This window comes from Streptomyces sp. NPDC059003 (assembly GCF_042740445.1).
GTDB lineage: Bacteria > Actinomycetota > Actinomycetes > Streptomycetales > Streptomycetaceae > Streptomyces.
Genome location: NZ_JBHYJH010000036.1, coordinates 24,366 through 51,238, shown reverse-complemented (window position 1 = coordinate 51,238; position 26,873 = coordinate 24,366). Strand labels below are relative to the sequence as shown.

At 73.9% G+C, this 26,873-nt stretch carries 14 protein-coding genes; 5 read left to right on the top strand and 9 right to left on the bottom strand.

Annotated features, from left to right (window positions below):
• Nucleotides 1-221: 221 nt before the first annotated feature.
• Nucleotides 222-3,776 carry an ATP-binding protein gene (locus ACFWZ5_RS16100; RefSeq protein WP_384797028.1) on the bottom strand — a complete coding sequence of 1,185 codons (3,555 nt, stop codon included), beginning with the start codon at nucleotides 3,774-3,776 and terminating at the stop codon, nucleotides 222-224.
• A 118-nt stretch (nucleotides 3,777-3,894) separates the two neighbouring features.
• On the opposite strand from ACFWZ5_RS16100, the gene ACFWZ5_RS16095 reads away from it, so the two are divergent.
• From ACFWZ5_RS16095 to ACFWZ5_RS16085, 3 genes are read left to right on the top strand one after another with little or no spacing between them, the layout of a single operon-like run.
• On the top strand, nucleotides 3,895-4,584 hold the full coding sequence (locus ACFWZ5_RS16095) for a hemerythrin domain-containing protein (protein WP_384797031.1): 690 nt from the start codon (nucleotides 3,895-3,897) through the stop codon (nucleotides 4,582-4,584).
• The gene (locus tag ACFWZ5_RS16090; protein WP_384797034.1) at nucleotides 4,584-5,501 is read left to right on the top strand and encodes a TIGR03619 family F420-dependent LLM class oxidoreductase; all 918 of its coding nucleotides are present in this window, start codon (nucleotides 4,584-4,586) and stop codon (nucleotides 5,499-5,501) included. The genes ACFWZ5_RS16095 and ACFWZ5_RS16090 overlap by 1 nt, the downstream gene beginning before the upstream one ends.
• Nucleotides 5,501-6,133, top strand: coding sequence for a rhomboid-like protein (locus ACFWZ5_RS16085; RefSeq protein WP_384797037.1), 633 nt, complete (start codon nucleotides 5,501-5,503; stop codon nucleotides 6,131-6,133). The genes ACFWZ5_RS16090 and ACFWZ5_RS16085 overlap by 1 nt, the downstream gene beginning before the upstream one ends.
• Here the strand turns inward: ACFWZ5_RS16085 and ACFWZ5_RS16080 are convergent.
• A complete protein-coding gene (locus ACFWZ5_RS16080) occupies nucleotides 6,110-6,778 on the bottom strand; it encodes a class I SAM-dependent methyltransferase (RefSeq protein WP_384797040.1) in 669 nt (222 codons plus the stop codon). The genes ACFWZ5_RS16085 and ACFWZ5_RS16080 overlap by 24 nt on opposite strands.
• Nucleotides 6,779-7,077: 299 nt before the next feature.
• Between ACFWZ5_RS16080 and ACFWZ5_RS16075 the strand changes: the two genes are divergently transcribed.
• Nucleotides 7,078-8,472 (top strand): FAD-dependent oxidoreductase, encoded by a 1,395-nt coding sequence (locus ACFWZ5_RS16075; RefSeq protein ID WP_384797043.1) that lies wholly within the window; start codon nucleotides 7,078-7,080, stop codon nucleotides 8,470-8,472.
• 70 nt (nucleotides 8,473-8,542) lie between these two features.
• Here ACFWZ5_RS16075 and ACFWZ5_RS16070 read toward each other — a convergent pair whose 3' ends face one another.
• From ACFWZ5_RS16070 to ACFWZ5_RS16040, 7 genes are all read right to left on the bottom strand, one after another.
• Nucleotides 8,543-10,195 carry a DHA2 family efflux MFS transporter permease subunit gene (locus ACFWZ5_RS16070; protein WP_384797046.1) on the bottom strand — a complete coding sequence of 551 codons (1,653 nt, stop codon included), beginning with the start codon at nucleotides 10,193-10,195 and terminating at the stop codon, nucleotides 8,543-8,545.
• 45 nt (nucleotides 10,196-10,240) lie between these two features.
• Nucleotides 10,241-11,419: an acyl-CoA dehydrogenase family protein gene (locus ACFWZ5_RS16065; RefSeq protein ID WP_384797049.1), complete on the bottom strand. Its 1,179-nt coding sequence runs from the start codon at nucleotides 11,417-11,419 to the stop codon at nucleotides 10,241-10,243.
• A gap of 83 nt (nucleotides 11,420-11,502) precedes the next feature.
• On the bottom strand, nucleotides 11,503-12,654 hold the full coding sequence (locus ACFWZ5_RS16060; RefSeq protein WP_384797052.1) for an acyl-CoA dehydrogenase family protein: 1,152 nt from the start codon (nucleotides 12,652-12,654) through the stop codon (nucleotides 11,503-11,505).
• The gene (locus tag ACFWZ5_RS16055) at nucleotides 12,629-13,441 is read right to left on the bottom strand and encodes a thioesterase II family protein (protein ID WP_384797055.1); all 813 of its coding nucleotides are present in this window, start codon (nucleotides 13,439-13,441) and stop codon (nucleotides 12,629-12,631) included. The genes ACFWZ5_RS16060 and ACFWZ5_RS16055 overlap by 26 nt, the downstream gene beginning before the upstream one ends.
• 20 nt (nucleotides 13,442-13,461) lie before the next feature.
• Nucleotides 13,462-18,108, bottom strand: a complete 4,647-nt coding sequence (locus tag ACFWZ5_RS16050; RefSeq protein WP_384797057.1) for an amino acid adenylation domain-containing protein — start codon at nucleotides 18,106-18,108, stop codon at nucleotides 13,462-13,464.
• A gap of 19 nt (nucleotides 18,109-18,127) precedes the next feature.
• The gene (locus tag ACFWZ5_RS16045) at nucleotides 18,128-23,716 is read right to left on the bottom strand and encodes a type I polyketide synthase (RefSeq protein ID WP_384890780.1); all 5,589 of its coding nucleotides are present in this window, start codon (nucleotides 23,714-23,716) and stop codon (nucleotides 18,128-18,130) included.
• A gap of 7 nt (nucleotides 23,717-23,723) precedes the next feature.
• The gene (locus ACFWZ5_RS16040) at nucleotides 23,724-25,793 is read right to left on the bottom strand and encodes an AMP-binding protein (protein WP_384798093.1); all 2,070 of its coding nucleotides are present in this window, start codon (nucleotides 25,791-25,793) and stop codon (nucleotides 23,724-23,726) included.
• 416 nt (nucleotides 25,794-26,209) lie between these two features.
• Here ACFWZ5_RS16040 and ACFWZ5_RS16035 point away from each other — a divergent pair, with 416 nt between their 5' ends.
• The gene (locus tag ACFWZ5_RS16035; protein WP_384798090.1) at nucleotides 26,210-26,776 is read left to right on the top strand and encodes a hypothetical protein; all 567 of its coding nucleotides are present in this window, start codon (nucleotides 26,210-26,212) and stop codon (nucleotides 26,774-26,776) included.
• The last annotated feature ends 97 nt before the right edge of the window (nucleotides 26,777-26,873 follow it).

The window sequence follows — 26,873 nt, the reverse complement described above, 5'->3', positions numbered from 1 at the left end:
ACCGTAACTTCCGGCTCGGCATGACTTTTGCCTCTTGCTGAGGGCAAGGAATTGCCATGGCATCGGCACTAATTTCTCTCTGCAATTAAGACGCGGAGGGCGGCCCGCCCGCGGTGGTTACCGGCGGTTTCGCCAGGGTCTCGGGTGGCATACGGGGTTTGCGTGGATCGTGCTCCGCGGCGGCACCGCATGATCGACTTTGCAGCAGCAGGCCCCGGCGATCATGCAGAGGGCGAGGAGACCGTCAGGTCCGTGCGTGCGGCGCGTGCGGCGGCGGCCCAGTGGGGTGAGTTCCAGCCGTCCGCGATGCGCTCGGCGAGGGCGAAGTGGCCCGACGCCTCCTGCGGGCGGCCCAGGAGCAGGGCGAGTTCGCCGAGCGACTGGGCGACCGGGCGCAGCGCGACGCAGAGACTGGCGGCCCCGGCCACCACGTCCCGGAGCGGGAGGAGCTCCCGGTGGATCTCGGCGGCCGCCTCGCGGTCCCCGAGGGCGACCGCGGCCATGGCGTCCAGGGTCGCGAAGAGGGAGAAGCAGTAGTCGCGGCGGACCGGGGCACGGCGGGCGAACACGTCGCGGGCCCGGTCCGGCTCGCCCGCGGCCAGCAGGGCCAGGGCCGTGATGCCGCCGTGCAGGGGCCGGTACCGCTCGTGCAGGGCCAGCGCCCGGGGCAGGACCTCGGCCAGGCGGCCCTGCTGCAGCCTGACGCACAGGAGGGTGAAGTCGCCCAAGGCGTCCGGCGCGAGCGCTCCTTGGTCCCGCAGGGCCGCGGCCGCCTCGGCCATCGCCTGCTCGGCCGCCGCGTACCGGCCCCGCGCCATGGCCAGCATGACGTGCCGCAGCATGCCGACCGCACCGGCCCCGCCGAGGCCGTAGGCGCGGGCGATGTCGTCGGCGCCCTCGAGCCTGCGCCACACCGCGGCGGCACCGTCGCGCACCGCGGCGACGCTCGCGGCGGCGTACTCGGCGAGCCAGAGGTGCTCGGGCAGGTCGTGCTCCCGGGCGAGCGCGGTCAGCTCCTCGGTCAGCTCCAGGCGCGCACCGGCGTCGAGTTCGAAGTCGGTCAGCCGGATGAGGGTGGCGAGACTCTGCGCGAGCAGCCGCGGTTCGGCGAGGTCGCGGGCGAGGGCCAGGGCCTGCCGGGCCGTCCGGCGGTCGTCGTGGTCCGCGCCGTTCCGGGTCACGGCGAGCTGGTCCAGGAGGAGACAGCGGGTGGCGGGTGCCATGGAGGGACGGTCGAGCAGCCGGACCAGGTCGGCCACCGCCACGGCATCGGTGACGCCGTAGTGCGAGGTGAGCCAGGAGGTCGGCTCCGTCCACGCGCTGTACGCCTCGACCATCAGGTCGTCACGGCCGTGCGCGCGGGCCAGCTCCACGGCCCGGGCGCGGGCCTGTTGGGCGCCGGTGATCGCGCCGAGCCGGATGCGGCAGTGCACGAGGCGGCCGAGGAGCGCCACCTCCAGGGCGATGGTGTCGGCATCGGCGAAGGCCGTCCGGTGGCGGTCCAGGCACTCCAGGGCCTCTTCGAGGAGGAGTTCGCCGGTGCGCGGGGCGTAGCGGTGGACGGCCTGGTCGGCGGCCCGTCGGGCGTACGCCACCGCCGCCACCGCATCGGCAGGCGTGACCGCGGAGGCCCGCAGGAAGTGGTGAGCCAGGGCCGAGAGGTCGTCGGAGCCGAGCGCCACCAGGCCGCGGCCGAGCCGGGAGTGCATACGGGCGCGGCGCAGCCGGGTCAGGTCGGCCTCCAGGGCGTCGCGGACGAGGGCGTGGCAGAACCGGACCAGGCCGGGTCGCGGTTCACCGAGCAGTCCGGCGCCGACTCCCGCGTCCAGCGCGTCCAGTACGCCGCCCTCGTCGGTGTCGGCCGCCGCGACCAGGACGTCGACCCGGGCCTCCCGGCCGGCCACCGCCATCAGGCGAAGGACCGTCGTATCGGCCGGTTCCAGGCGGCTGATCCGGCGCCGCACCACGTCGAGCACGCTCTGCGGGACCTGGGCGAGCGCCGCCTGCTCGCCCTCGGCGGCAAGGAGACGCGAGCTCTCGCGCACGTAGAAGGGGTTGCCGCCGGTGCGCTCGACCAGGGCGGCCGCGGCCCGGTCACTGACCGGTACCGGACAGTCCCGTTCCAGGAGCCGCTGTGCCTGGGACGGCGGCAGTCCGCGCAGGGCGAGCCGGGACGGAGAGCAGCGCGCCAGACGCGAGAGCGGGCCGGTCAGGTCGCCGTCGTCAAGGCGGTAGGCGGCGATCAGCAGGACGGGGGAGCGCCGGAGCCGCTCGGCGCACAGGACGAAGAGTTCGACGGTCTCCTGGTCCGCCCGGTGCAGATCGTCCAGGAGGAGGGCGAGCGGACGGTGCGCGGCGACGCTCTCCAGCCATGCGAGCAGGGCCCGGTGCAGACGGAAGCGCTGCGCGGGACCGCCGTCGGGGACGGTCGCCCGGTCGGCGCCCGGAGTCAGCAACGGGGCGAGGTCGGCGGCGTACGGACCGGGTGGCGCCGCCGCGGCCAGGGTGTGGACGAGGTCGAGCCAGGCCCAGCCGGGCGGGGCGCCCTCGGTCTCGGGGCAGTGACCGGTGGCCACGAGCCAGCCCTGCTGCGGGAGTTGGAGCTCCAGCTGCTCCAGGAGGCTGGACTTGCCGATCCCGGCCTCGCCGGAGAGCAGGACGAGCTGCGCCGCGCCGAGGCGTGTGCGGGCCGCCGCGTCGCTCAGCTTGGCCAGTTCGCCGTCCCGGCCGATGAGCGGTCCTGCGGCCAGCCGCGCGGGGGTGGGCGACAGCGGCGTCGGCGGCGGTGCTGGTGACGAGGCCGACGGCGGCAGTGCAGGTGACGAGGCCGACGGCGGCGGTGCTGGTGACGAGGTCGGCGGCAGTGCCGGTGAAGGCGCTGACGGCGGCGGCGTGGCTGACGGGGGCGTGGGCGTCAGGGACGGTGACGGCGGTGACGGCTGTGCCGCGGAAGGGAGCGCCAGGGACAGGCCCGACGGCTCGGGTGACGCGGGCCGTGTGGCCCGGCGCAGCACGTCGTGCCGCTGGTGCAGCACCGCCTGCTCCAGCTCCACGAGCGGCGGACCCGGATCGATGCCCAGCTCCGCGCCGAGCCGGGCCCGGGCCCGGCGCAGCGCGGCCAGCGCGTCGCCCTGGCGCCCGCTGCCCCACAGCGCGAGGGCCAGCAGGCGCCAGCCCTCCTCGCGCAGCGGCTGCTCCCGGGTGAGCGCTTCGGCGTCGGCGACGGCCGCGCCCGGCTCGGCGCTGCGGAGCCGCGCCGCCGCCAGGATCTCCCGCGCGGCGTAACGCAGCTCGCCCAGGCGCGCGCTCTCGTCCGCGGCCCAGGTCTCGTCGGCGAACTCGGCGTAGGCGGGGCCCGACCAGAGCCCGAGCGCCTCCTCGACCAGCCGGACCGTCTCCGGCGGCCGGGTCGGCAGCAGCGCTCGGGCGGTCCCGAGGCAGGATTCGAAGTGCCAGGCGTCGACGGTGTGTTCGGTGTCCGGAAGGCGCAGTGCATAGCCGGGGGGTGCGCTGACGAGCAGCCGTGCCGTGGTGCGTGGCGGACGGGCGGGCTCAAGTGCCCGGCGCAGCCGCGCGACGTACGCCTGCAAGGAGGCGGCGGCGCTGGGCGGCGGGCTGCCCCGCCAGAGGTGCTCGATCAGCCGTTCCGCGGGGACGACGGCGCCCCGGGCGGCCAGGAGCAGCGCGAGCACCCCGCGCGGCAGCGGTCCGCCCAGCTCGGCCCGCTCGCCGTCGACCTCGACCGTGAGCGGACCGAGCACACATATCTTCACCATGTCGACGCCATCCTAGGCAGGCCGACGTCAGGCACGGACGGGGAGGTCAGAGCCGGTGCGGGGCCCCTGCAAGCCGCTTGCAAGCCGACTGCCAGCGGCGTCGGCGAGGCTCGCCGCCATGACGACGAACCCGACGGCCGAGACCGTCCCCCACCCGTACACCCGCGAGATGGTGATGATCCATCGGGTCTTCCGCCGCGAGTCGCGCGTGCTGGCCGAGCTGGTCCAGGACGTACGACCCGGAGACAGCGGACGCGCCGCCGTCCTCGCGGAGGCCTGGCGCGGCTACGCCGCCGGTCTGCACCAGCACCACACCGGCGAGGACGAACTGCTGTGGCCACGCCTCCTGGCCCGGGTCGACCTGGACGCCGAACTCGTCCTGCGCATGGAGGCCCAGCACCGTGAGCTCAGCGCGAGCCTGGAGCAGGTGGAGCTGCTGCTGGCACGCTGGGCGCCGGGCGCACCCGACGCGGAGCGCGACGAGCTGGCCGAAGCGCTGTACGGGCACCATCGCACGCTCTGCGCCCACTTGGACGAGGAGGAGCGCGACGTGATGCCGCTGGTGGCGCGGTACGTGACCGAGGAGGAGTGGCGGGCGGTGGGCGAGCGCGGTCTCGCCGGGACACCGCGCAACCGGATCATGATCGCTCTGGGCGCGATCCTGGAGGACGCCTCCGAGGACGAGCGCACGGAGTTCCTGCGCCGCCTGCCGGGGTCGGCCCGCCTTGCGTGGCACCTGGTCGGGCGGCGCCAGTACAGCAGGGAGACGCGCCGGATCCGAGGCACCGACAGGAACGGTGCCGCCTGATGCGCGTCGGATTCTCCGTCCCTCAGTTCGGCGCCTTCGCCGATCCGGAACTCGTCCCCCGCCTCAGCCGGGCGCTCGAGTACATGGGCTACGACAGCCTCTGGGTCGGGGACCGCATCCTCGGCCCGGTCGAGCCCAGCGACCCCTACCCGGGCGGCGACGGCACCATGCCCGAGCAGTACGTCACCCACCTGGACCCGCTGGTCGCGCTGACCCTGGCCGCCACCGCCACCGAACGGGTACGCCTCGGCAGCAGCACGCTCAACGCCCTCTGGCAGTCGCCCGTGCTGCTCGCCCGGACCCTCACCACCCTCGACCTCACGAGCAAGGGGCGCCTCGACGTCGGCATCGGCCTGGGCTGGCTGCGCGACGAGTACACCGCCGTCGGCGTGCCGTGGGAACGCCGTGGTGACCGCCTGGAGGAGACGCTCGACGTCCTGGAGACGGTCTGGACATCGGAGACGGTGCGGCATCAGGGACGGCTGTGGAACGTCCCGGCGTCCCGGATCCTCCCCAAACCCGCACAGCGTCCACGGCCCCCGGTCCTCCTCGGCGGATTCAGCCCGGCGAGCCTCGAACGGGTCGGACGCCGTGGCGACGGCTGGCTGGCGGCCGCGATGCCGCTGCCCTACCTGACCGGCCTGTGGGGCCAGGCACTTCGGGCGGCCGAACAGGCGGGGCGCGCTCCTTCGCGGCTGCGCATGGTCGTCCGGGCGAACCCGACGATCACCGCGTCCCCGGCCGATCCGGCGCAGACGTTCGCGCGCGGGACGGTCGGACAGGTCTGCGACTACCTGCGGTCCGCCGTCGACGCGGGCGCGGACGAGGTCTTCGTCGACGCCCAGCTGACCGCCTCGTCGCCGGGTGAATTCCTGGACCTCGCCCAGGAGTTCATCAGCAACCTGCGGGCCGGCTGATGGCCCGGGGACTGCCGCGCGACCTGGCGCGGAATCCGGCGTCCTGGTACGTCGCGGCGCTCGCCGTCGCCGTTCCCGTCGAGGGGACGCTGTCGCCGGACCGGCTCGACCGGCTCCTCGCGTGGTCGTCGACCAACCTGGCGAACCTGCACCCGTGGCCCGCGGGGCATCCGGTCGAGGCCCTGGTGGCGTCGGCGTTCGTCCCGCAGGACTCCGCATGGGTCTGGCCGCTGCTCGCCCTGTCGACGTACGCGGTCGTCTCGCTGCTCGGCGCGCGTCGCGCCGTGGCCGTCCTCGCACTCGTGCACGTGGGGGTGACCGCGGTGACCGAGACGATGGTGTGGTGGCGGATCCGGCACGGCTCGCTTCCCGCGTCGGACGCGCACCTGCTCGACACCGGCCCGTCCTACCTGGTGGTCGCCGCCATGGCGGTGGCGGTCTGCTGCGCTCGGGCGGTGTGGACGCGGTTGCTGTGGCTGGTGCTGCTGGGGGTGGCCGCGCCCGGACTGCTTGACGGGATCGGCGACGGCGACTGCTCGGCCGTCGGCCATGTGCTCGCGTTCATGACCGGCCTGGCGGTGGTGTGGTCGCACCGGCGGCGCCGCACGTCACCGGTCCTGCGAACGGTCTGACGAGGCCTCGGTGAAGCCGAGGACGCACACCACGGGCGGGTCGAGGGGGAGGCTCTCCGCTCGGGTGTCCGTGAAGCCCGCGGACCGCAGCAGCTCCACGTTCTCGCGGGCGGCGAGCTCGGGGTCCCTGGTGACCCCGGCGTGGCGCGGCTGCGACGCGATGGCGATGCGGCCGCCGGGTGCGAGGCGCCGGCGCAGCTCCTCCAGGTCCTTGCCCGGTGTCGTCCAGAACGCCAGGGAGTTGACGGCGAGTACGGCGTCGAACGGGCCGTCGACGGCGGGCGGCAGCTCCTCGACCGTGGCCCGGGTGAGCGTGACCCGTCCGGCCCGGATGGCGGCGGCGTTGCGGCTGGTCGCCTGCCGGAGCATCACGTCGGACCGGTCGATGCCGTGGACGTGTCCTTCGGGGCCGACCCGGCGGCTCAGCTCGGCGATGGCCACGCCGGGGCCGAAGCCGACCTCAAGGACCCGGTCGGTGGGCCGCACGTCGAGCAGCGAGACGACCCAGCTGTTGCGCCGACGGTTGGAGGAGCGGTGCGCCATCACCCAGCCGGCGATCCGCCCGGCCACGCCCCGCGGGTTGCCGAACTGGCGGACGGCGGCCAGGACGACCGCCCGCTTCACGGCCCTGGGCCGCTCGGGCATCTGCCTCACATCCCGGCTACTCGGACTACTCGGACTACTCGGACTACTCGGAACAGGACAGTAGGGAACAGGACGGTACGGTACCGCGCGCGGAACGAGGCCTGACCGTACGCGCGAAACGGCCCTCCAGGAAGGGGAATCCCGGCCGTCCGGGGGCACCTCGCTGTCGCGGGGGCGCGCGTCCGCGCGCGGCCCCGCGTTGGCTTGACAGCCGCCTTGACGGTCTCGCAACCGCCCCAAGAGACTGAGTGGGCGCCCCCGAAACTCCAGGCCGACCCCCAGACAAGCCGGAGCCCGAGGTGACCGCTCACGCCGCCCCCACCGCACGCCGTGGCCATGCCCTGATCGCCGGAGCGGGAATGGCGGGCCTGCTGACCGCGCGGGTCCTTGCCGACCACTACGAGCACGTGACCGTCCTCGACCGGGACCGGCTCGCCGACCGGCCCGAGTTCCGCGGCGGCGTGCCGCAGTCGCCCCACACCCATGTGCTGCTCGGCCGTGGCCTCGCCGCGGTCGAGACCCTGTTCCCCGGCATCCGGGCCGAACTCCTCAAGGCCGGGGCCGTGCCCCTCGACTGGCCGGGGGACGCCCTCTGGCTCACGGCGGCGGGCTGGTCGCGGCGCTTCAGGCCCGGCATGTCGATCGTCTCGCTCTCGCGGGACCTCGTCGAATGGACCGTACGGCAGCGGGTGCTCGACCATCCACGGATCGAACTGCAGGCCGAGACCGAGATCACGGGCCTCGTCGCGGAGCCGGACGGCGCCGCCGTCACCGGTGTGCGGGTCCGCCGGCGCGGGCAGCCGGAGTCCGAGCGGACCGTCGCGACCGATCTCGCCGTCGACGCCACCGGCCGGCAGTCCCACTGCTGCCAGTGGCTGACGGAACTCGGCTGCCCCACGCCCGCGGAGGAATCCATCGCGTGCGACGTCGGCTACGCGAGCCGCTTCTACGCCCGGCCTCCGGACGGCGCGGACTGGCGCCTCATGCTCCTGCAAGCCCAGCCCCCCGACCACACCCGCAGCGGGATGATCGCCGCGGTGGACGGCGACCGCTGGCTCGTCAGCCTCGTCGGACGCCTCGGCGACCGGCCGCCCACCGACGACGACGGATTCCTCGACTTCGCCGCCACCCTGCGTAGCCCGCTCCTGCACGAGGCCCTGCGGACCGCGGAGCCGCTGTCGCCCGTCCGCGGATTCAAGGTGTCCCGAACCTACCGCCGCCGGTTCGACCAACTGTCCCGCAGGCCGCACCACTTCGTCGTCGTCGGCGACGCCGTCTGCACCCTCAACCCGGTGTACGCGCAAGGGATGTCGGTGGCCGCGATCGGCGCGCTGGCCCTGCACGCGGAGCTCAGGCGCCCGCCGGGCGCCGACCTCACCCGGCGCCTCCAGGCCCGGATCGTGCGGGCCAGCGCGGACGCCTGGCTCGTCGCCAGCGGCGAGGACCTGCGGTACGTGGCGCTCCGCGACGGACAGCGCCCGCCCCTGCGCAACCGCGTGATGCGGCCGTACCTGGACCGGGTGATGCGCACCGGGACGTACGACCGGTTCGTCAACCAGGCCCTGCTGCGGGTCCTCAACCTGGAGCACTCGCCGATGAGCCTGCTGCGGCCCCGGATCCTGCTGCACACGGTGCGGCCGGGCCGGGCGGCGCCGCCGACACAGGCGCCGGTCGAGGCGCCTCCGGCCGCGTGACGCCCGTACGCCCGTCCACTGCCACCGCCCGTGCACTGCCACGTCGGCACGCCACTGCCACGTTGGCACGTCAGTCGGCCGGTGGCGACACCTCCTGGTCCGCCTCCCGGCTCGGGGCGGCGGCGGGTGTCCGCGCGGGCTTCCGCAGCAGCAGACAGGTGAGCGCGGCGACGACGAGCACGGCCAGGGGCAGCGCCATCGACACCCGCATCGCCGTGGTGAAGGCGTGCGTGAAGACGTCCGTGGCGGCGGCCTCGAAGTCGGCGAGCGCCTCACGGGGCAGCCCGGACGGCGGCCGTACGAGACGGGCCGACTGCTGGGCGCCGACCTCGAGGCCGTCCTCGGTCGCCGACTCGAAGCCCCGCACGAACGGCTCGCGCGCCTGCGGGGGCAGCCGTGCCGCGTTGCGCCCGGCTTCCTCGGACAGCTCGGTGGCCAGCCGGTTCTGCAGCAGGGCGCCGACCGCGGCACCGCCGAAGACCATGCCCAGCTGGCGGGCCGCGCTGACGACCCCGGAGGCCGCACCGGCCAGCTTGGGCGGCACGTCCTTCATCGCCATCGCGTTCATCGTGGCGAACACCGCGCCCATCCCCGCGCCCGCGACCAGGAGCCCCGGCATCAGCGCCGACCAGTGGGAGTCGTGCCGTGCCGTCGCGGCCACGAGCCCGAGGCCCGCCGCGAACAGGAGCAGCCCGGCGAACAGGATGAACTTCCCGCCGATCCGGTCGGTCTGCCGCCCGGCGACCGGCGCGAGCACGAACTGCACGACCATGGGCGGCGCGAGCACGAGCCCGGCGCCGAGCGCGGAGAGCCCGAGCGCCGACTGCAGATAGATGGTGAGCGGAAGCAGCAGGGCCGCGACCGAGAAGAGCACGGCAGCGGTCACGAACATCATCGTGCTGAACCCGCGGTCGCTGAACAGTGCGAACGGCAACAGCGGTTGGCGGTCCTGACGGCGCCACTGGTCGAGCACGAACACCGCGACGAGCGCCACTCCGACGCCGATGATCAGCGGAATGCCGACGAACGACCGGACCTGGCCCCAGTCGTACTTCTGGCCCTCGATCAGGCCGTAGGTGATCAGGAGCAGACCGAGCGTCGAAAGGACCACCCCGCGCACGTCGAGGGCGCTGCGGCGGCGCTCCTCGACCTCGGGCACGAGCGCCAGCGCCATCGCGACGATCAGGACGCCCAGGGGCAGGTTGATGAGGAAGATCCACCGCCAGGAGGCCTCGTTGACCAGGGCGCCGCCGACGATCGGCCCCGCGACCGGCGCGACGCCGCCGATGGCGCTCCAGACCCCGAACGCCGCGCCGCGCCGCTCGGGCGGGAACGTCGCGGTGAGCAGCGCGAGGGTCTGCGGCGCCATGCAGGCCGCGCCAAGACCCTGCACCGCGCGGGCGGCGATGAGCACCTCCGCGCTCTGGGCGAGCCCGCACAGCAGCGACGCGAGCGTGAACACCGTCATCCCGACGACCAGCATGGCGCGCGGCCCGAACAGGTCGCCGAGGCGACCGCACAGCAGCACCAGGACCGCGAAGACGAGCACGTACGCGTTCAGCACCCACAGGACCTGGTCGAACGTCGCGTCGAGGCCGTCCACCATGTGCGGGATCGCCACGTTGACGATCGACGTGTCGAGCAGCGTCATGAAGAAGCCGAGGCACAGCGTCACGAGGACCGCCGTCGGATGACCGCGCCAGCGTCCAAGCAGGGTTTCCATGAGGGTGTCCCGTCAGTGGGGTGTCCCGTCAGTGGAGGTGTCCCGTCAGTCCAGAAGCACCGTACGGGCGATGGTACGCAGGAGAATGTTCGAGGTGCCCTCATAGATCTGGCCGATCAGGGCGTCCCGGTGGAACTTCTCGACGGGGTGCGCGGTGCTGTACCCATTGCCGCCGAAGGTCTGCACGGCCTGGGACGCCGCACGCTCGGCCACCTGCGCGGCGACGTACTTCGCCATCGCGGACCGCGCGAGCAGCTCGGGAACGTACCGCCCGCTGTCGGCGAGGCGCGCCGTGTCGTACACCAGCAGGCGCGCCGCCTCCAGCTCCGCCGCGAGCCGTCCGAGCGGCAGCTGCACCCCCTGGAAGTCGGCGATGGGCTGCCCGAACTGCCGGCGCTGTTTCGCGTATCCGGCGGCCGCTTCGAGTGCGCCGGTGGCGAGCCCCACCATCTGCGCGCCGATGCCGACGCGGCCGAGATTGAGCGTGTCGACGGCGATGTCGTAGCCGTCCCCCTCCTCCCCGAGCAGGTCGTCCCGCGAGACGCGCGCGTCCTCGAAGCGGAGCTCGCACGCGGAGCTCGCGCGGATCCCCAGCTTGTCCTGGCTCGGCCCGACGGTCAGGCCCGGCGTGTCCCGCGGCACCAGGAACGCCGTGATGCCGTGGGCGCCGTGCTCGGGCGCGGCGTTGGCGAAGACGACGAAGAGCCCGGCCTCCCGCGCGTTGGTGATCCACACCTTGCGGCCGCTCAGCAGATAGTCCTTGCCGTCGCGCCGGGCGCGGGTGCGCAGGGCGAAGGCGTCGCTCCCGGCCTCGGGCTCCGACAGGGCGTAGGCGCCGACGAGTTCACGCGCGAGCAGCGGCAGATACCGCTCCTGCTGTGCGGGGCTGCCCCAGCGCAGCAGCGCGTTGTCGACCAGGACGTTCTGTACGTCGACACACACCGCGACCGACGGGTCGACCCGGGCGAGTTCGGCGATGGCCAGGGCGCTCATGAACAGCGAGCCGCCCCGGCCGCCCTGGCGGGCCGGGATCTGGATGCCCATCACCCCGAGGGCGAACAGCTCGTCGATCAGCTCGCGCGGCATGCGGGCGGCGCGGTCCATCCCGGCCACCCGCGGCCGCAGCTCCTCGTCGGCCCAGCGCTCGACGCCGGCGCGCAGCGCCTCCTCCGCGTCCAGGAGCCGGGTGTACCGGCGGGCCGTGCCGGAATGCGCTTCCTCCATGACGTGCCCCCTCACAGGAATCCCCCGGCTTCCCCAGACGGACTCCCCAGTCGGATTCCTCGTCGGATTCGTCGCCGGATTCCTCATCGGAATGCGGAAAGGCCGAGGACGGACCGGGCCACCACGAGCTTGTGTATCTCGGTGGTCCCCTCGGCGATCGTCAGCGCCCGCGCGTCCCGGAAGTGGCGTTCGAGCGGGTAGTCGGGCGACAGGCCGTTCGCGCCGTGGATCTGGATCGCGTCGGACGCCACCCGCACCGCCATCTCCGTCGCGTACGCCTTGGCCATCGACGCCTCGCGGTCGCAGCGCCGGTCCTCCTGGACGGCGGCCAGGGCCCGGTGGACGAGCAGGCGCGCGGCGTCGATCTCCGTGGCCATGGTGGCGATCTTGTCCTGGATGAGCTGGAACTCGCCGATCGGACGGCCGAACTGACGGCGCTTGCGGGCGTAGTCCACGGCGGCCTCCAGCGCCGCCCGCGCGATCCCCACCGAAAGGACCGCCATCCGGCACCGCGACCACTGCAACCCCTGGGAGATGAGCTGCAGGTTCTTGAGCGAGGCCGCCTTCAGCGACCCTTCGGCACCCAGGCAGTTCTCGCGCGGCACCCGGCAGTTCTCGAAGACCAGCTCGGACGTCACGAACGCCTTGAGGCCGAGCTTGGGCAGGTCCCTGGTGCGGTACGGCGACCGCGCGCGCTCGATGACGACCGGCCTGATCTCCTGCTGGCCGTTCTCCACGCCGACCCGGCACAGGACCACCGCGTAGTCGGCGAGGGCGCCGTTGGAGATCCAGCGCTTGCAGCCGTTGACGACGTAACTGTCGCCCCGCAGGACCGCGCGGGTCTCCAGGGCCGCGTTGTTCGACCCGTGGTGCGGCTCGGTGGAGGCCACGCATCCGATGGCGTCCCCGGAGAGGAGCCGCGGCACCGCCCGCGCGCGCAGGTCCTGCGGGCCCGCCTGCGCGAGGTAGCGGGCGCACGCCTGCGAGATCAGCAGACAGCCTTCGAGCGAGGGGAAGACCCGGGCGAGCTCCTCGCTCGACAGGGCCTCGCCGATCGGGTCCGACGGGTCCGGGTCGGTCGCGTAGCCGTGCCCGCGCAAGGTCCCGACGAGCTCCGGAAGGAGCTCGCGCGGCAGCCGGTCGTCCGTGTACCGCTCGCCGAGCGGCCTGATGTCCCGTTCGAGGCCCGCGCGCAGGGCGGCGACGCGCTCATCCCGGGTCGTGGTGGACGCCATTCCCCTCCTTCGTGCCCTTCTCGTACTGCGCCGATTCGTCCGCGCGGCTCCCCGAGTCGCCCATGAGCCGCTCCAGTTCGACGGTCAGGGCCCGCGCGAACGCGGCCCGCGCCGTGTCGAGGAAGAAGTGGCCACCGGCCAGGAAGGTGGCCGTGAAGCCACCGGTGGTGTGGTCGCCCCACGCCTCCAGGTCGGCGCGCGCGAGCGTCGCGTCCGTGCTGCCGCCGAAGGCCACGACCGGGCAGCCGAGCGGCCGGCCCGGCTCATGGGCGTACGTCTCGACGGCGGCCAGGTCCGCGCGCAGGACGGGCAGCATCACGTCGACGAGCTCCTCGTTCCTGAGCAGTTCGTTGCGTGCGCCGTCCAGGCTCAGGAGCTGTGCGACCAGGACCGCCCGTGGCAGGTCGTGCAGCGGCGGGTCCGGCGGCGGCAGGTGGGGCGCCCGGGACGCGGCCACGAACAGGGCGCGCGGGCCCGGCAGTCCGCGCCGGGCGAGTTCGCGCGTGACCTCGTAGCCGAGCAGCGCCCCCATGCTGTACCCGAGCAGCGCGAACGGCTCCCGGACCCCGTCGGCGACGACCTCCGTGACCTGCTCGACCAGCGGCCGGAGCCGGGTGCACGGCACCTCGCGCAACCGACGGCCGTGCCCCGGCAGTTCGAGCGCGGACAGCTCCACCGTGCCGGGCAGGTCCGCCGCCAGCGCGTTGAAGGCCGAGGCCCGCCCGCCCGAGTACGGCAGGCACACGAGCCGCAGGCCCGCGCCCGGGTTCGGACGCGGGCACACCATCCATGAGGGCTCCATGGCGCTCAGGTCGTCGGCGGGCGTGCGTCCCCGGCAGCGGTCCCGAACCGCTCCCGGAAGCGGACGACCGCCTGCTCGCTGAGGAAGATGCCGTCGCACTGCGGCGGACCGCCCTCGAAGCCGAGCCCGCGCAGGGTCTCGATGTGCTTCTCGCACCGGCCGGGATCGGCCGGGCCCACCGTGGGCGCGATGCCCTCGACCCGGCCCGCGAGCAGCGAGGACAGGACGGAGCTCGTGATGTCCACCGGGCTCGACGCGTCGGGCGTCATGTTCACGAACTCGTCGATGCCCTCCTTGCCGAACATGTCGACCATCATCGGCGGCCAGTGGAGCAGCTTGCCCATCGGCTTGGCGGCGCGCACCACGTCGCCCTGGGCGAAAAGCAGGTCGGCCCGCTCCTCGACCCGGGCGAGCGCGTCGTCGCGGTCGTAGCACGGCGGGATCGAGTCGTCGACCAGGATGGTGCCCGGCCGCAGCCGCGCGACGTCGACGATGTCGGGCGCGTTGGTGTCCGCGCTGATCAGCGTCGCCTCGTAGAACTCGTCCGGCAGCTTGGACGTGCCGCCGATGACCCGGATGTCGCCGCGGTAGCCGAGCCGGGTGCGGACGTCGTCGGCGACCTGCTCGACCGAGCCGACCTGCGCGTACGGGTCGCACAGCAGCAGCCCGCGGGGGTGCGGCAGATGCCCGAGCATGAGCTCCAGGGACGCCCGGCCGACGGAGCCGACGCCCAGGCAGCACAGGACCTCGTCGTCGAACCGGCGCCCGCCCCTGCGCAGGGCGGTCTCCACGACCAGGAGCACCGACGCCGCGGTGGTGTCGTGGCCGCTGGTCACCCGGGGGAGGTCCGCGCGGCCGTCCAGGGCGGCCGCGACCGACTTGCCGTAGTCCGTCGCCGACACCAGCAGGCCGCTGAGCGACGCGGTGTCCGCCCCGAGCCTGCTGGAGAGTTCGAGCCCTTCGAGGATCGTGCCGACCAGGCCCTCCCGGTCCAGATACAGCTCCGCCGTGTCGAGGCGCGGAATCATGATCGCGGCGATCCGGCCGAGCTGCGTCGTGATGACGCCCATCAGCATGGGCAGACCGCCGAGCGCGTCGATCGCGGCCTTGCTCTGCGTCGGATCCAGGCCCGCCCGCTCGAACAGGCCGGACGGCAGCGCCAGGATGGCCGCGCCGTCCACCGGCTCCAGCTTGCCGGAGGCGAACAGGGTGAGCAGGTCGCGCTGTTCGAAGGAGACCCCGCCGTACGAGCCCTCCTCGCTCGCCGTACCGGCACCGGCCGCGACGGCCGCGCCCCGGTCGTCGGCCGCGGGCCGGTCCAGGGCCGCCGACAGCTCGGCGATGGTCGGATGGGCGAACAGGAACCGCACGCCGAGCTGCCGCCCGACCGCCTCCGAGATCTTCGACACCAGGTTCACCGCCTGCAGCGAGTCGTCGCTCAGGTCGAAGAAGCTGTCGTACACGCTCAGTTCGCTGATCCCGAGCACCTCGGTCCACATCTGCGCCAGCTGCACCTCCAGCGGCGTGCGCGGCGCCACCGGGCCCCGGCTCGCGGCGGGCGCGGGCAGCTCGCGGGCGGCCAGGGCCGCGCGGTCGACCTTGCCGTTCGCGGTGAGCGGCAGCTGGTCGAGCAGGACCACGGTCTTGGGGACCATGTACTCGGGCAGCTTGTCGCGTACGAAGGTGCGCAGCTCGCCCGTCGCGGGCCGCCCCTCGTCCGCCGCGACCACATAGGCCACGAGCCGCTTGCGGTCGCCGTCCTCGTCGACCGCGAGGGCGACCGCGTCGCGGACCGCCGCGTGCTCCCGCAGGGTCTTCTCGATCTCGCCGAGCTCGATTCGATAGCCGCCGATCTTCACCTGGAAGTCCTCTCTCCCTAGTAGTTCGATGGCGCCGTCGGGCAGATGGCGTCCGAGATCACCGGTCCGGTAGAGGCGCTCGCCCGTCCTGGGGTGGGTGACGAAGGCGGCGCGGGTCGCCTCCTCGTCGCGCCAGTAGCCCTTCGCCAGGCCCACGCCCCCGATGTACAGGTCGCCCGGCACCCGGACCGGACGCGGTTCGAGCTCGTGGTCCAGGACGTGGATGCGCTGATTGACCATGGGTGTGCCGTAGGGGATGCTCGCGCAGCCCGGGTCCACCTCGCCGACCGGATGCAGGATCGACCAGACCGACGCCTCGGTGGCGCCGCCGAGACTGATCACCCGCACCGCGGGCACCAGGCGCCGCAGCCGGTCGGGCAGCGTCACCGGGATCCAGTCGCCGCTCAGCAGCGCGAGGCGGAGCGTGCCGGGCACGGACGCGCCGACGCCCTCGGCGTACTCGACCAGCATCCGCAGGAACCCCGGCACGGAGTCCCACACGGTGACGCGCCCGAGCCGCATCATCTCGATCCAGTGGGCGGGGTCGAGCAGCCCCGACTCGTCGGGGAGCACCAGCGTCGCGCCGGCCGCGAGCGTCCCGAACACGTCGTAGACGGAGAGGTCGAAGCTCAGCGCCGACAGGCCGAGGACGCTGTCGCCGGGGCCGATGCCGAAGCGCCGGTTGACGTCGACCAGTGTGTTGAGGGCGCTGCGGTGGGAGATCATCACTCCCTTGGGGCGGCCCGTCGAGCCCGAGGTGTAGATGACGTACGCCAGGTCGTCCTCGCCCTGGACCGGATCGAGGGGGTCCGTGGCGACGTCGGCGAGGGCTTCGGTGTCGACGCGCAGGCGGCGCACGCCGTCGGGCCAGTCGAGGCGCTCGTCGACGGCCTCCTGCGTGAGCACGACCGCCGCTTCGGCGTCGGCCAGGAGGCGGTGCAGGCGCTCCCGGGGCAGGGTCGCGTCGAGCGGCAGATAGGCCGCGCCCGACTTGAGCACGCCGAGCACGGCGACGACCTGCTCCCAGCCCTTCTCCATCGCCACGCCGACGAGGGTGCCGGGCGCGGCGCCGTGGTCGCGCAGCCAGCGGCCGACGCGTGTGGAGCGCAGGTCGAGCTCTCCGTAGGTGAGGGTCCCGGCCGTCGACACGACCGCCGGGTGCTCGGGCTGCCGCGCCGCCTGAGCGAGGAACGGGTCGTGCAGAAGTCCGGCGGGTACGGGGGCTTCGGTGGCGTTCACCCGCTGGTGCTGCGCGAGTTGGGCCGCCGGCACGAGGTGCCGCCGGCTGCGCTCCTCCCAGGCGTCCGGGTCCTCGGCGAGCCGCCGCACGTGCCGCCCGAAGGCGTCCAGCATGTCCTCGGCGAGACCGGGCGGGAACACCGGTTCCAGGATGTCCCAGGTGAATTCGAGCGCGCCGTTCCGCTCGGCGCTGCGCGCCTCCAGATACACCTGCGGGGTCTGGCTGACGGTGTAGCCGACCGTGCCGAGCGCGGAGAGGTCGACGCCGCTCATCTCGACGCTGTTGAACACCACGTACGTGTTGCGGCGCGGAGTGCCGCCGTGCGCCTTCGCCAGCTCGCGCATGACCTGGACGCCGCTGACGTACCGGCAGTGCTCCAGGTTCTCCAGGAGCTGGCGCTGCAGGCGCCGGGCGCGCTCCAGGAACGAGGAGCCCGGCGCCGCCCGCACAGCGAGGTGGTTGGGCAGGGCGAAGCTGCCGACGATCCGGTCCACCTCCTCATGGACCGGAAGCCGGTCCCAGAAGGGGGCGTTGAGGCTGAAGTCCGCGGTCTTGCTCCAGGTCGCGATCACGTCGCCGAACGCGGCGAGCAGCAGCGCGCCCACCATCAGGCCCTCGTCCTGCGCGCGGGCCTTCATCCGGGCCCACGGCCCGGGGTCGAGCAGCCGGGCGCTGAGCGCCACCGACGGCATGCGCGCGGTGGAGCGGGGGATGTCGATCGGCAGTTCGGGCGGCGGCGGCAGGGTCGGAAGCAGGCGCCGCCAGTAGTCGAGCGCCCGCTCGTGGACGGGCGTGCCCTTCAGCGCGGTCTTGGCCACGAGGTAGTCGCGCAGCGACAGGTCCAGGGGCGCGAGCCGCTCGCCGCTGTAGAGCAGGGCGAGGTCCTTCATGAGGATCTGCAGGCTCAGCGAGTCGGCGGCGAGCAGGCTCGACGCGAGGTGCAGCCGTGTGCGGTCGTCGTCGATGCGGGTCGCCCGCAGCCGGAACAGCGGCCACTCGTGCGGGGTGAACATCTCCTGCGGCATGGTCCTGCGGAGCTCTTCGAGCCGTGCCGTCACCGCCGCGGCGGGGCGGCCGCGCAGGTCGAGCTCCTCGATCCGGTACTCCGGTACGTCCCGCAGGATCTGGTTCTGCCCGTCCGGCAGGACGATGCCGCGCAGCATGTCGTGGCGCTGGATCACCTGGTGCCACGCGTGGGCGAACCGGTCTTGGTCGAGCGCCACCACGTCGAGCTCGACGTAGCCGTTGCCCGACAGGTTGCCGATCTCGAACGCGTCGCGCTGTCCGGCCCACAGGGCCTGCTGCATGTCCGAGAGCGGGAAGGGCAGATGGAGGTCGTCCGGCGCGGGGTCGATGCGGCCGATGGCCGTCGGCTGTGTGCCGGAGCGCCTGCGCAGTTCCGTGATGAGCTCTTGCTTGTGTTCCTGCAGCGCCTTGCGCAAGTCGTCCGTCAGGGCGTTCCTGGGGGCGCGACATCGGAGGTCGTCGCCGTCGACCCACAGATCCACCCCGCGTCGGGAGAGATCCGCGAGCAGCCCCTTTGCGTGGTCCATGAATTCCCCTTAGGCGTCGTCAAAGAACGTCGAACTCTTCCCAGTCGTCTCCGTCCTCTCCGTCTCCCTCGCGCGGGCCGCCGTCGCGCCGCCGAGCGGGGGCGGCCGCGGCGTCGGCGAGCATGCGGGCGGCGACCTCGCGCAGGCTGGAGCCCTCCAGCGCGTCGGCCAGCGGCAGCGACATGCCGAGGTCCACCTCGATCTGGTTCTTCACGCCGACCGCGACCAGCGAGTCCAGGCCGACGCCGTTCAGCGGCTGGTCGACGTCGAGCTGCTCGCGCGGCAGGCCGAGCGCCCGCGCGATCTCGACGTGGAGGTAGGACTCGAGGAGCCGGTGCCGGTCGGCCGGATCCGCGGCCAGCAGCTCGTCGACGGTGAGGCCGCCGCCCTTGTCGTGCGGTGCTGTGCCGTCGTCGGCCGCGGTCAGCTCGGCGACGAGCGGCGACCTCGCGGCGGCCGGTGCGGACCGCGCCCAGCGGCGCCAGTCGACGTCGACCACCGCGACCCGCGGCACCGCCAAGCCGATGAGCCGGCCGAACATCTCGACGCCGTCGGCCGGTTCGATGCCCTGGACGCCCGCGAGCGCGAGCAGCCGGTCGACGCCCCCGGCCCGGACCGACAGCCCCGTGCCCGCCCACGGGCCCCAGGCGACGCTCAGGCCCGGCCGCCCCTGCGACCCGCGCAAGGAGGCCAGGGCGTCCAGGAACGCGTTGGCCGCGGCGTAGTTGCCCTGCCCCGGCGACCCGAGGAGCGCGGCCGCAGACGAGAACAGGACGAAGAAGTCGAGCGGCAGGTGGGCCGTGTGGCGGTGCACGTTCCACGCACCGGCGACCTTGGGGCCGAGTACGGCCAGCAGCCGCTCCGTGTCGAGCGTGCGCAGGGTGGCGTCGTCGAGCACACCGGCCGCGTGGACGACCCCGCGCAGCGGTGGCAGGGACGCCGTCGCCTCCGTGAGGGCGCGGGCGAGCGCCTCCTCGTCGGCCACGTCGGCGCGGGCCACGCGGACCTCGGCGCCCGCGTCGCGCAAGGACCGCAGGCGCTGTTCGGCGTCGGCGTCCGGGCCGCGTCGGCCGACCAGCACGAGATGGCGCGCGCCGTGCCCGACGAGCCACTCGGCCAGGTGCAGGCCGACGGCTCCCATGCCGCCGGTGACGAGGTAACTCGCGTCCTGGCGCAGGGCGTCGGCGGGTACGGGGCCGGGGGGATCGGCGGGCGCGAGGCGGGCGACGTAGCGCTCGCCGCCGCGGCAGGCCAGCTGGTTCTCGGCGTCCTCCGTGCCCGCGGCGGCGCACAGCTCGTCCGCGAGCCACGCCACCGTCGCCGGGCCCGGCTCCGGGTCGAGGTCCACCAGCACCGGGCGCAGCTCCGGGTGTTCGTACGCGGCCACGCCGCCCAGGCCCCAGACCGGCGCCTGGGCCACGGACACGGGGGCGGGGGAGGCGCCGACGCGCTGGACGCCGCTGGTCACCAGCCACAGCCGCGGCGGCGGTGCGTCAGGAGTACGAGGTGCATCGGGCGTACGAGGGGTAGCGGGCGCATCGGCGGGGGCGCTCTCGGTGAGTGCGTGGATCAGGTGGAGGACGCCGACCACGCCACAGGTCTGTGCGGCGCGGAGACCGTTGGAACCGGACCGTTCGGGCGAGGGAGCGTCCAGGCTCGCGAGGTGGACGACGCCGCGCACCGGCCCGAGCCGTGCCCGCGCCGCAGCCACCGCACGGCGCACGTCGGCACCGTGATCAGGACGGATCCTGACCTGGTCCCGCCGCGATTCGTCGTAGTCGTCACCGGGGCTCACCAGGAGGGTCCGGGCGCCGCCCTCGGTGAGACGCGCCGCGAGGCCCGCCGCCACGCCGCGGCTGTCGGCGAACAGCAGCCAGCCCCCATCGACGGTGATCGTTCCCTGAGCCGGGCGGTCCTGCCGCCGCCACCGCACCTCGTACAGCGCACGATCGAGCCCGGCCGCCCGCGGCGCCCGGACGCCCGTGCCGTCGAGTCGCCGCGCGTGCACGCCCTCCAGCACCGCGACGGTCCGGCCGTCGCCGTCGGCCAGCCAGACGTCACCGACCGGCTCGGAGGACGCGGCCCCGTCGTCCGGCCGCACGCGGGCGTGCGCCCAGAGCCGGTCCCGCGCGCCGGCGCCGGGACCGCCGGGACACAGCACGACGCGGTCGATTCCGACCGGCACGTACGGACGGGAGTCCCCGCCGTCGACGTCGTCGGGATCGGCGGCCGTGAGGACTTGCAGGGCGGCGTCGATGAGCGCCGGATGGAGGTCGTACAAGGCCAGGTCGGGGACGAGTTCGGGCGGCGCGGCGAGCGCGGCGACGGCCTCCCGCTCGCCCCGCCACAGCTGCTCGACGGCCTGGAAGGCGGGGCCGTAGTCGAGTCCCCGCGCCCGCAGCGCGCGATAGTGGTCCGCGACGGCGACGGGCTTGCCGCACCGCCCGCGGACGACGTCGAGGTCGTCGTGCGGGGAGTGCTCGGCCGCCGCGCCGGGTGTGAGGTCGCCCGTCACACACGGCGTCCACGCCGGCCGGTCGCGGGTGGCATCCGGGCCGTTCACGTCCTGCATGGGGCGGGCGTAGGCGTGGAAGGCCGCGCCGTCCGCGTCCGTCGGGGAGAGCCGGACCTGGGTCGCGACCGTGGCCGCGTCGTCCAGCGTGAGCATGCGGGAGAACGTGACCGAGGTGAGTACGGTCACCGGATCGCCGTACGCCTGTGTCGCGGCGGCACGGGCCGCCGCGAGCCAGGCGGCGGCCGGTACCACCACGGTGCCGTCCACGCGATGACCGTCGAGGAACGCCGGGGCGTCGGCGGCCAGGGCGCCCTGCCAGACGTGGCCGCCCTCCGGGTCCGCGAGCTCCACGTGACGGCCGAGGAGGGGGTGCCCTTCGGGCCGCCTCCCGGTCTCCGCGGCCAAGTAGGCGGAGGGCAAGCCGCGTTGCGGGTCGAACCAGCAGCGCTCGCGCTGCCAGGGGTAGGACGGCAGGCGGACGGGGCGGCGGGGCGCGGGGTGCAGGGAGTGCCACGCGGGGTCGAAGCCCGTCGCGTACAGCGTGCCGAGCGAGGCCAGCAGGGTGTCGCGCGGCGGCGCGTCGCGGCGGAGCGAGGCCAGGACCACCGCCTCCCGTGCGCGCCCGCGCGCCCGCTGGGTGAGGGCGGGGAGCAGCATGGGGTGCGGCGACAGCTCGACGAACACGTCGTGGTCGGCGTCGAGCAGCCCCGCGACGGCGGTGTCGAACAGCACCGGCGCGCGCAGGTTCCGGGCCCAGTAGCCGCCGTCGAGGGTGCCGCCGTCCGCGACCGTGCCGGTCACCGTGGAGTACATCGGCACCTGTGTCGGGGCCGGCTTCACGTCGCGCAGGGCCTGGGCGAGCTCGGCCCTGAGCGGTTCCATGTGCGGGCTGTGGGAGGCGAAGCCGACGGATTCGAGGACGCGGCAGAAGACGCCGTCGCCGCTGAGCCGGCCGACGACCTCGTCGACCGCCGCCGCGTCCCCGGAAATCACGCTCGACGTCGGCGCGTTGACCGCGGCGAGCGAGAGCCGGCCCTCGTAGCCGCGCAGGGCCTCGCCGGTGGCATCGGCGGACAGCTCGACGACCGCCATGCGGCCGCTGCCCGCGACGGTGCCGATCAGGCGGCCCCGGTGGCGGATGACGTCCAGGGCGTCGTCCAGGCCGAGCGCCCCCGCGATGTGCGCGGCGGCGACCTCGCCCATGCTGTGGCCCACCACGGCGTCCGGCGTGATGCCCCAGGACCGCCACAGGTTCGCGAGGGCGACGTGCAGCGCGAACAGCGCGGGCTGGCAGACGTCCGGCTCGTCGAGTCGGCACGCCGCCGCGTCGCCCCAGAGCTGGTCGAGCAGCGACCAGTCGGCCCGCGCCCGCACGAGGCGGTCGCACTCCTCCAACGTGGCGAGCAGCGCAGGTTCCGCGCGCAGGGCCCGGGGCAGCGGCCACCAGCGCGGGCCCTGCCCCGGGCAGACGAAGACCAGCCGGCGCCTGCGCCGCGGACCGGCGTCGCCCACGGCCGTCCCGGCCGGCCGCCCACCCGCCAGGAAGGCGCGGATCCGGTCGGCCGCCCCTTCCCGGTCGGCGGCGACGAGCGCGAGGCGGTGCCGGTGCTGGGCCCGGCGGACACCGGCGGTGTAGGCGAGCGCGTCGAGGTCGGGTGCGTCACCATCAGATTCAGGTGAGCCGCCAGGGGAGAGCACGTCCAGGAGCCGTTCCGCCGCCTGCCGCAGCGCCTCGGGGCTCCGGGCCGAGACGGGGAGCAGCCGGGTCGGCTCCGGGGACGACGGCGGGCGGTTGCGTTCCGGGGCGACGGGCGGCGCCTCTTCGAGGACGAGGTGCGCGTTCGCACCGCCGAACCCGAACGAGCTGACACCGGCCCGCGCGGGCCCTTCGCGCCGCGGCCAGGGCTCGTTCGCCCGCGCCACCCGCAGCCGCAGACCGTCGAAGTCGATGCGCGGACTGGGGTGCTCGACGTGCAGGCTCGGCGGGATCTGCCGGTGTTCGAGCATCAGCGCCGTCTTGATCAGGCCCGCGACACCGGCGGCGGCCTCCAGGTGGCCGATGTTCGACTTGAGCGCGCCGACGACGCACGGGCGGTCCTGCGGGCGGCCGTGCCCGAGGACGTTGCCCAGGGCCTGAGCCTCCATCTGGTCCCCGAGGAGCGTGCCGGTGCCGTGCGCCTCCACGTAGTCGACGTCCTCGGTGGCGACGCCGCTGTGCCGGTACGCCGCGCGCAGCAGGGCCTCCTGCGACGGTCGGTGGGGGGCCATCAGGCCGTTGGTGCGGCCGTCGTGCGCGACCGCGCTGCCCCGGATCACGGCCCGCACCGGGTCGCCGTCGGCGAGGGCCCGCCGCAGCGGCTTCAGGACGACGACGCCCGCGCCCTCGCCGCGTACATAGCCGTCGGCCCGGGCGTCGAACGTCTTGCACCGCCCGTCGGGCGCCATGACCCCGGCCTTGGTGAAGTTGATCGCGGCGGCGGGGGACAGGATCACGTTGACGCCACCGGCCACGGCGAGTTCCGCGTCGCCGTTCCACAGGCTCCGGCACGCCAAGTGGGCGGCCACGAGGGACGACGAGCAGGCGGTGTCGACGGCGAGGCTCGGGCCCCGCAGGTCGAACACGTACGAGATGCGGTTCGCGGCGATGCTGAGGGCGTTGCCCGTGCCCCAGTAGGCGTCGACGCCGCCGAGGCGGGGCGCCTGGAGCAGGGCGTAGTCGTAGGTGCTGATGCCGACGCACACGGCGGTGTCGCTGCCGGCGAGGGCGCTGGGCACCTGGCCCGCGTCCTCGAAGGCCTCCCAGGTGACTTCGAGCAGCAGCCGCTGCTGCGGGTCGACGGCGCTCGCCTCGCGCGGCGCGATGCCGAAGAACTCGCGGTCGAAGCGGTCGACGTCGCGCAGGAAGCCGCCCCAGCGCGTGTTGGTCCTGCCGGGGGCCGTCCCGTCGGGGTCGTAGAAGTCGTCGGCGTGCCAGCGGTCGGGCGGCACTTCCGTGATCGCGTCGACCCCGTCGCGCAGGAGCCGCCAGAACTCGTCGGGACCGTTGGCACCGGGGAAACGGCATCCGATCCCGATGATCGCGACAGGCTCCATGCGACTCTCAGCTCCCTAGGGCGCCCGAGGAAGGGGGACAACGGCCGGGCAGGTCCGCGGCGAGCAGCGCGAGGTGCTCGGCGAGCGCCGCGATGCTGGGGTGATCCCATACGAGGGTTTCCGGCAGTTCGATGCCGAGGAGCGTCCCGAGGCCACCGGCCAGCGCGACGCCCTGCACGGAGTCGAGGCCGTGGTCGGTGAAGGGCGCGGCCACGTCGATCCGCTCCGGCGCGACCCCGGCCTCGCGGGCCGTCTCGGTGACGAGCCAGTCCTCGATGGCCTGCCTGCTCATGCGCTCCCGGCCCGGCACCACCGGCGCCACCGACCGCTCCGGCCCGGCGGTGTCGCGCAGCTCGGTCAGGACCGGGAGCGTCCCCGCGAGGTACGCGTCCCGCGTCCGGCCGCGCTGGATCTTGCCGCTCGATGTCTTCGGGACGGAGCGCGGCTCGATCAGGACGACGGCGTACGGCCGCACGTCGTGCGCGGCGGCGACGGCGCGGCGGATCGCGTCGGCGGCCTCGGCGGGCGTTCCGGCGCGGTCCGGGCGCATCTCCTGCACCACGACGAGGCGTTCGGCGCCGTCCAGGTCGACCCCGAACGCGGCCCCCGACCCCGGCCGCAGCGCGGGGTGGCTGGTCTCGGCCGTCAGCTCCACGTCCTGCGGGTGGATGTTGCGGCCCCGGACGATGATCAGGTCCTTCATCCGGCAGGTGACATAGAGCTCGCCGGCCCGGAGGAAACCGAGGTCGCCGGTGCGCAGGAACGGCCCGTCGCCGTCGGCCAGCGTCGCGCCGAAGGTCGCGGCGGTCTCCTCGGGGCGGCCCCAGTACCCGTCGGCCACGCTCGGCCCCGCCACCCAGATCTCACCGACCTCGCCGGGCGCGCGCGGCGTGCGGAGCTCCGGGTCCACGATGACGACCCGCTGCCCGCCGACCGGGCGCCCGCAGCTCATGAAGCCCCCGGGCGCGACCGGAATCCGGTCGCCCGCCGCCCGCGGCGCCCAGCCGCTCACCATGAGCGTCGCCTCCGCGAGGCCGTAGCACGGCCGGAACGCCTCGGCACGGAAGCCATGGCTCCGGAATTTCCCGGCGAACCGCGCCAGTGTTTCGGGGCGCACGGTCTCGGCGCCGTTCCAGGCGAACGTCCAGGTGCTGAGGTCCACCCCGGCGATTTCGTCGGGCGATATCTTGCGGGTGCACAGGTCGTAGGCGAAGTTGGGCCCGCCGCTGAGCGAGGCCCGCGTCCGCGAGACGGCGCGCAGCCAGCGCGCGGGCCGCTGCAGGAACGCCAGGGGCGACATCAGGGTGGCCGTGGTGCCGGCGTAGAACCACTCGAAGATGCCGGCGATCAGGCCCATGTCGTGGTACGGCGGCAGCCAGATGACCGCGTGGCTTTCGGGCGTGATCCCGAGGTACGTCCGGTCGCACTCCAGGTTGTGGGTCAGGTTGGCGTGCGTGAGCATCACGCCGCGCGGCGCCTTGGTGGAGCCCGAGGTGTACTGCAGCAGCGCCAGGTCGTCCGGGCGCGGACCCGGATCGCGCCAGGCCGCGGCCCCCGCGGGGTCGACGCCGTCGGTCGTGAGCCGGGGCAGGGCGCCGAGCCGCGGGACGGCGGCGAAGGCAGGGCCGCTGTACTCCGCGAGCTCCGACGTCGTGAGCAGCGCGCCCGGCCGTGCGTCGTCGACCATGGAGAGGAGCCGGGGCAGGGTGCGGTCGAGCCGCCCCGGATCCGGCGGATAGGCGGGGACGGCGACGGCACCGGCGTACAGGCACCCGAAGAGCGCGGTGATCAGCTCGATGCCCGGAGGGTGGAGCAGCAGCACCCGCTCGCCGCGCAGCCCGCGCTCGCGCAGCGCACAGGCGACGGCCCGCGCTCGGGCGTCCAGTTCCCCGTCGGTGACGCTCTCCTCGCGGCGCTCGCCGTCCACGAGGAACGTGCACGTGCGCCGCTCGGGGCGCTCGCACGCCCGCCAGCGCAGTATGTCGACCAGTGTGGCGAAGTCCCCCTTTCCCGAGCCGGTTAACGACAAGGAAACGGAGGACTTACTTTCGCTCCAGTACTCGTTCCGTAACACCATGACGATCACATCGTTTTAGTGTTCGTGAGGCCGGACCGTATCGTCTGGACAATGTGCGCGTGATCGGACCGAGGTGTCAACGGCCGAGGAATAGTTCGGTTCTGACCCATTTCCCGCGAAAGTCTTGCGAACAAAGACCGTTATGGTCCGCTTCCGGAATCAGGAATGCGGAGACCCCACCGCGACGGGGGAGCGCGGTGGGGTCCACGTCTCTGGTACCCGTTGGCCCCGGGGTCATGCCCATCGATTCCGCTGTCTTCCGGAGGGGCGGATTCAGGCGCTGCTTCCGGCCTTTCCGCCGCGGTGCCCATGGGGCGTGGATGTCTGGTTATGCCTCTTGGAGGCGGTGTGAAGGACGTGAAGAATCCACGACTACTTCAAGGGATTCATCCAGCGTCAGCCGTGAGGAGAAAGCCTTGCGCTCGATCACGTCGTCCCTCAAGCCGTCCCTCAAGTTGTCCCTGTCCCTGGCGTCCGCCGCCGTCGCCGCCCTGGCCGTCGCGGCAGGAACCGTGACCCCGGCGGCCGCGGCCCCCGCGGGCGCCACCAACACCAAAGCCATGACGTGGACGTTCCTCGCCGACGGGCCGAGCGGCACCGTGCGCGTCGGCGGCGGCCCGCTGAGCAACCCGTACCAGGGCGACACCGCCACGAGCACCGCCCTGCCCGTCCTGTGTCTGAAGGTCGACGGCAGCGCCGTCCCCGCGGGCATCACGCCGGACTTCTACGCGGGCTGGTCCCAGGGCACCGTCGCCGCCAGCAACCCGGTGCGCGGGACCCGGCTCACCAGCCGCGCCGCCGCGGACGGCGTCTGCGCGAACACCTTCGGCGCGGGCTGGCGCATGGCCGAGTTCCACGACGGCAAGTACGGTCCGGACCTGGGGAGTTCCGGCGGCTGGAGCTTCTGGGCCTACGGCGACGTGCCCGTGGGCACGCGCTTCTGGACGGCCATCAACGACCAGCCGGCCAACCCCTGGGACTGAGCGGCGCCCCACGCGCGAGGGCGGGCGGCCCCGTACGGAACCGCCCGCCCTGTCACGTACGCCCGCAGTGGCTACTAGCTTGTGCGCCCGTTGTCGC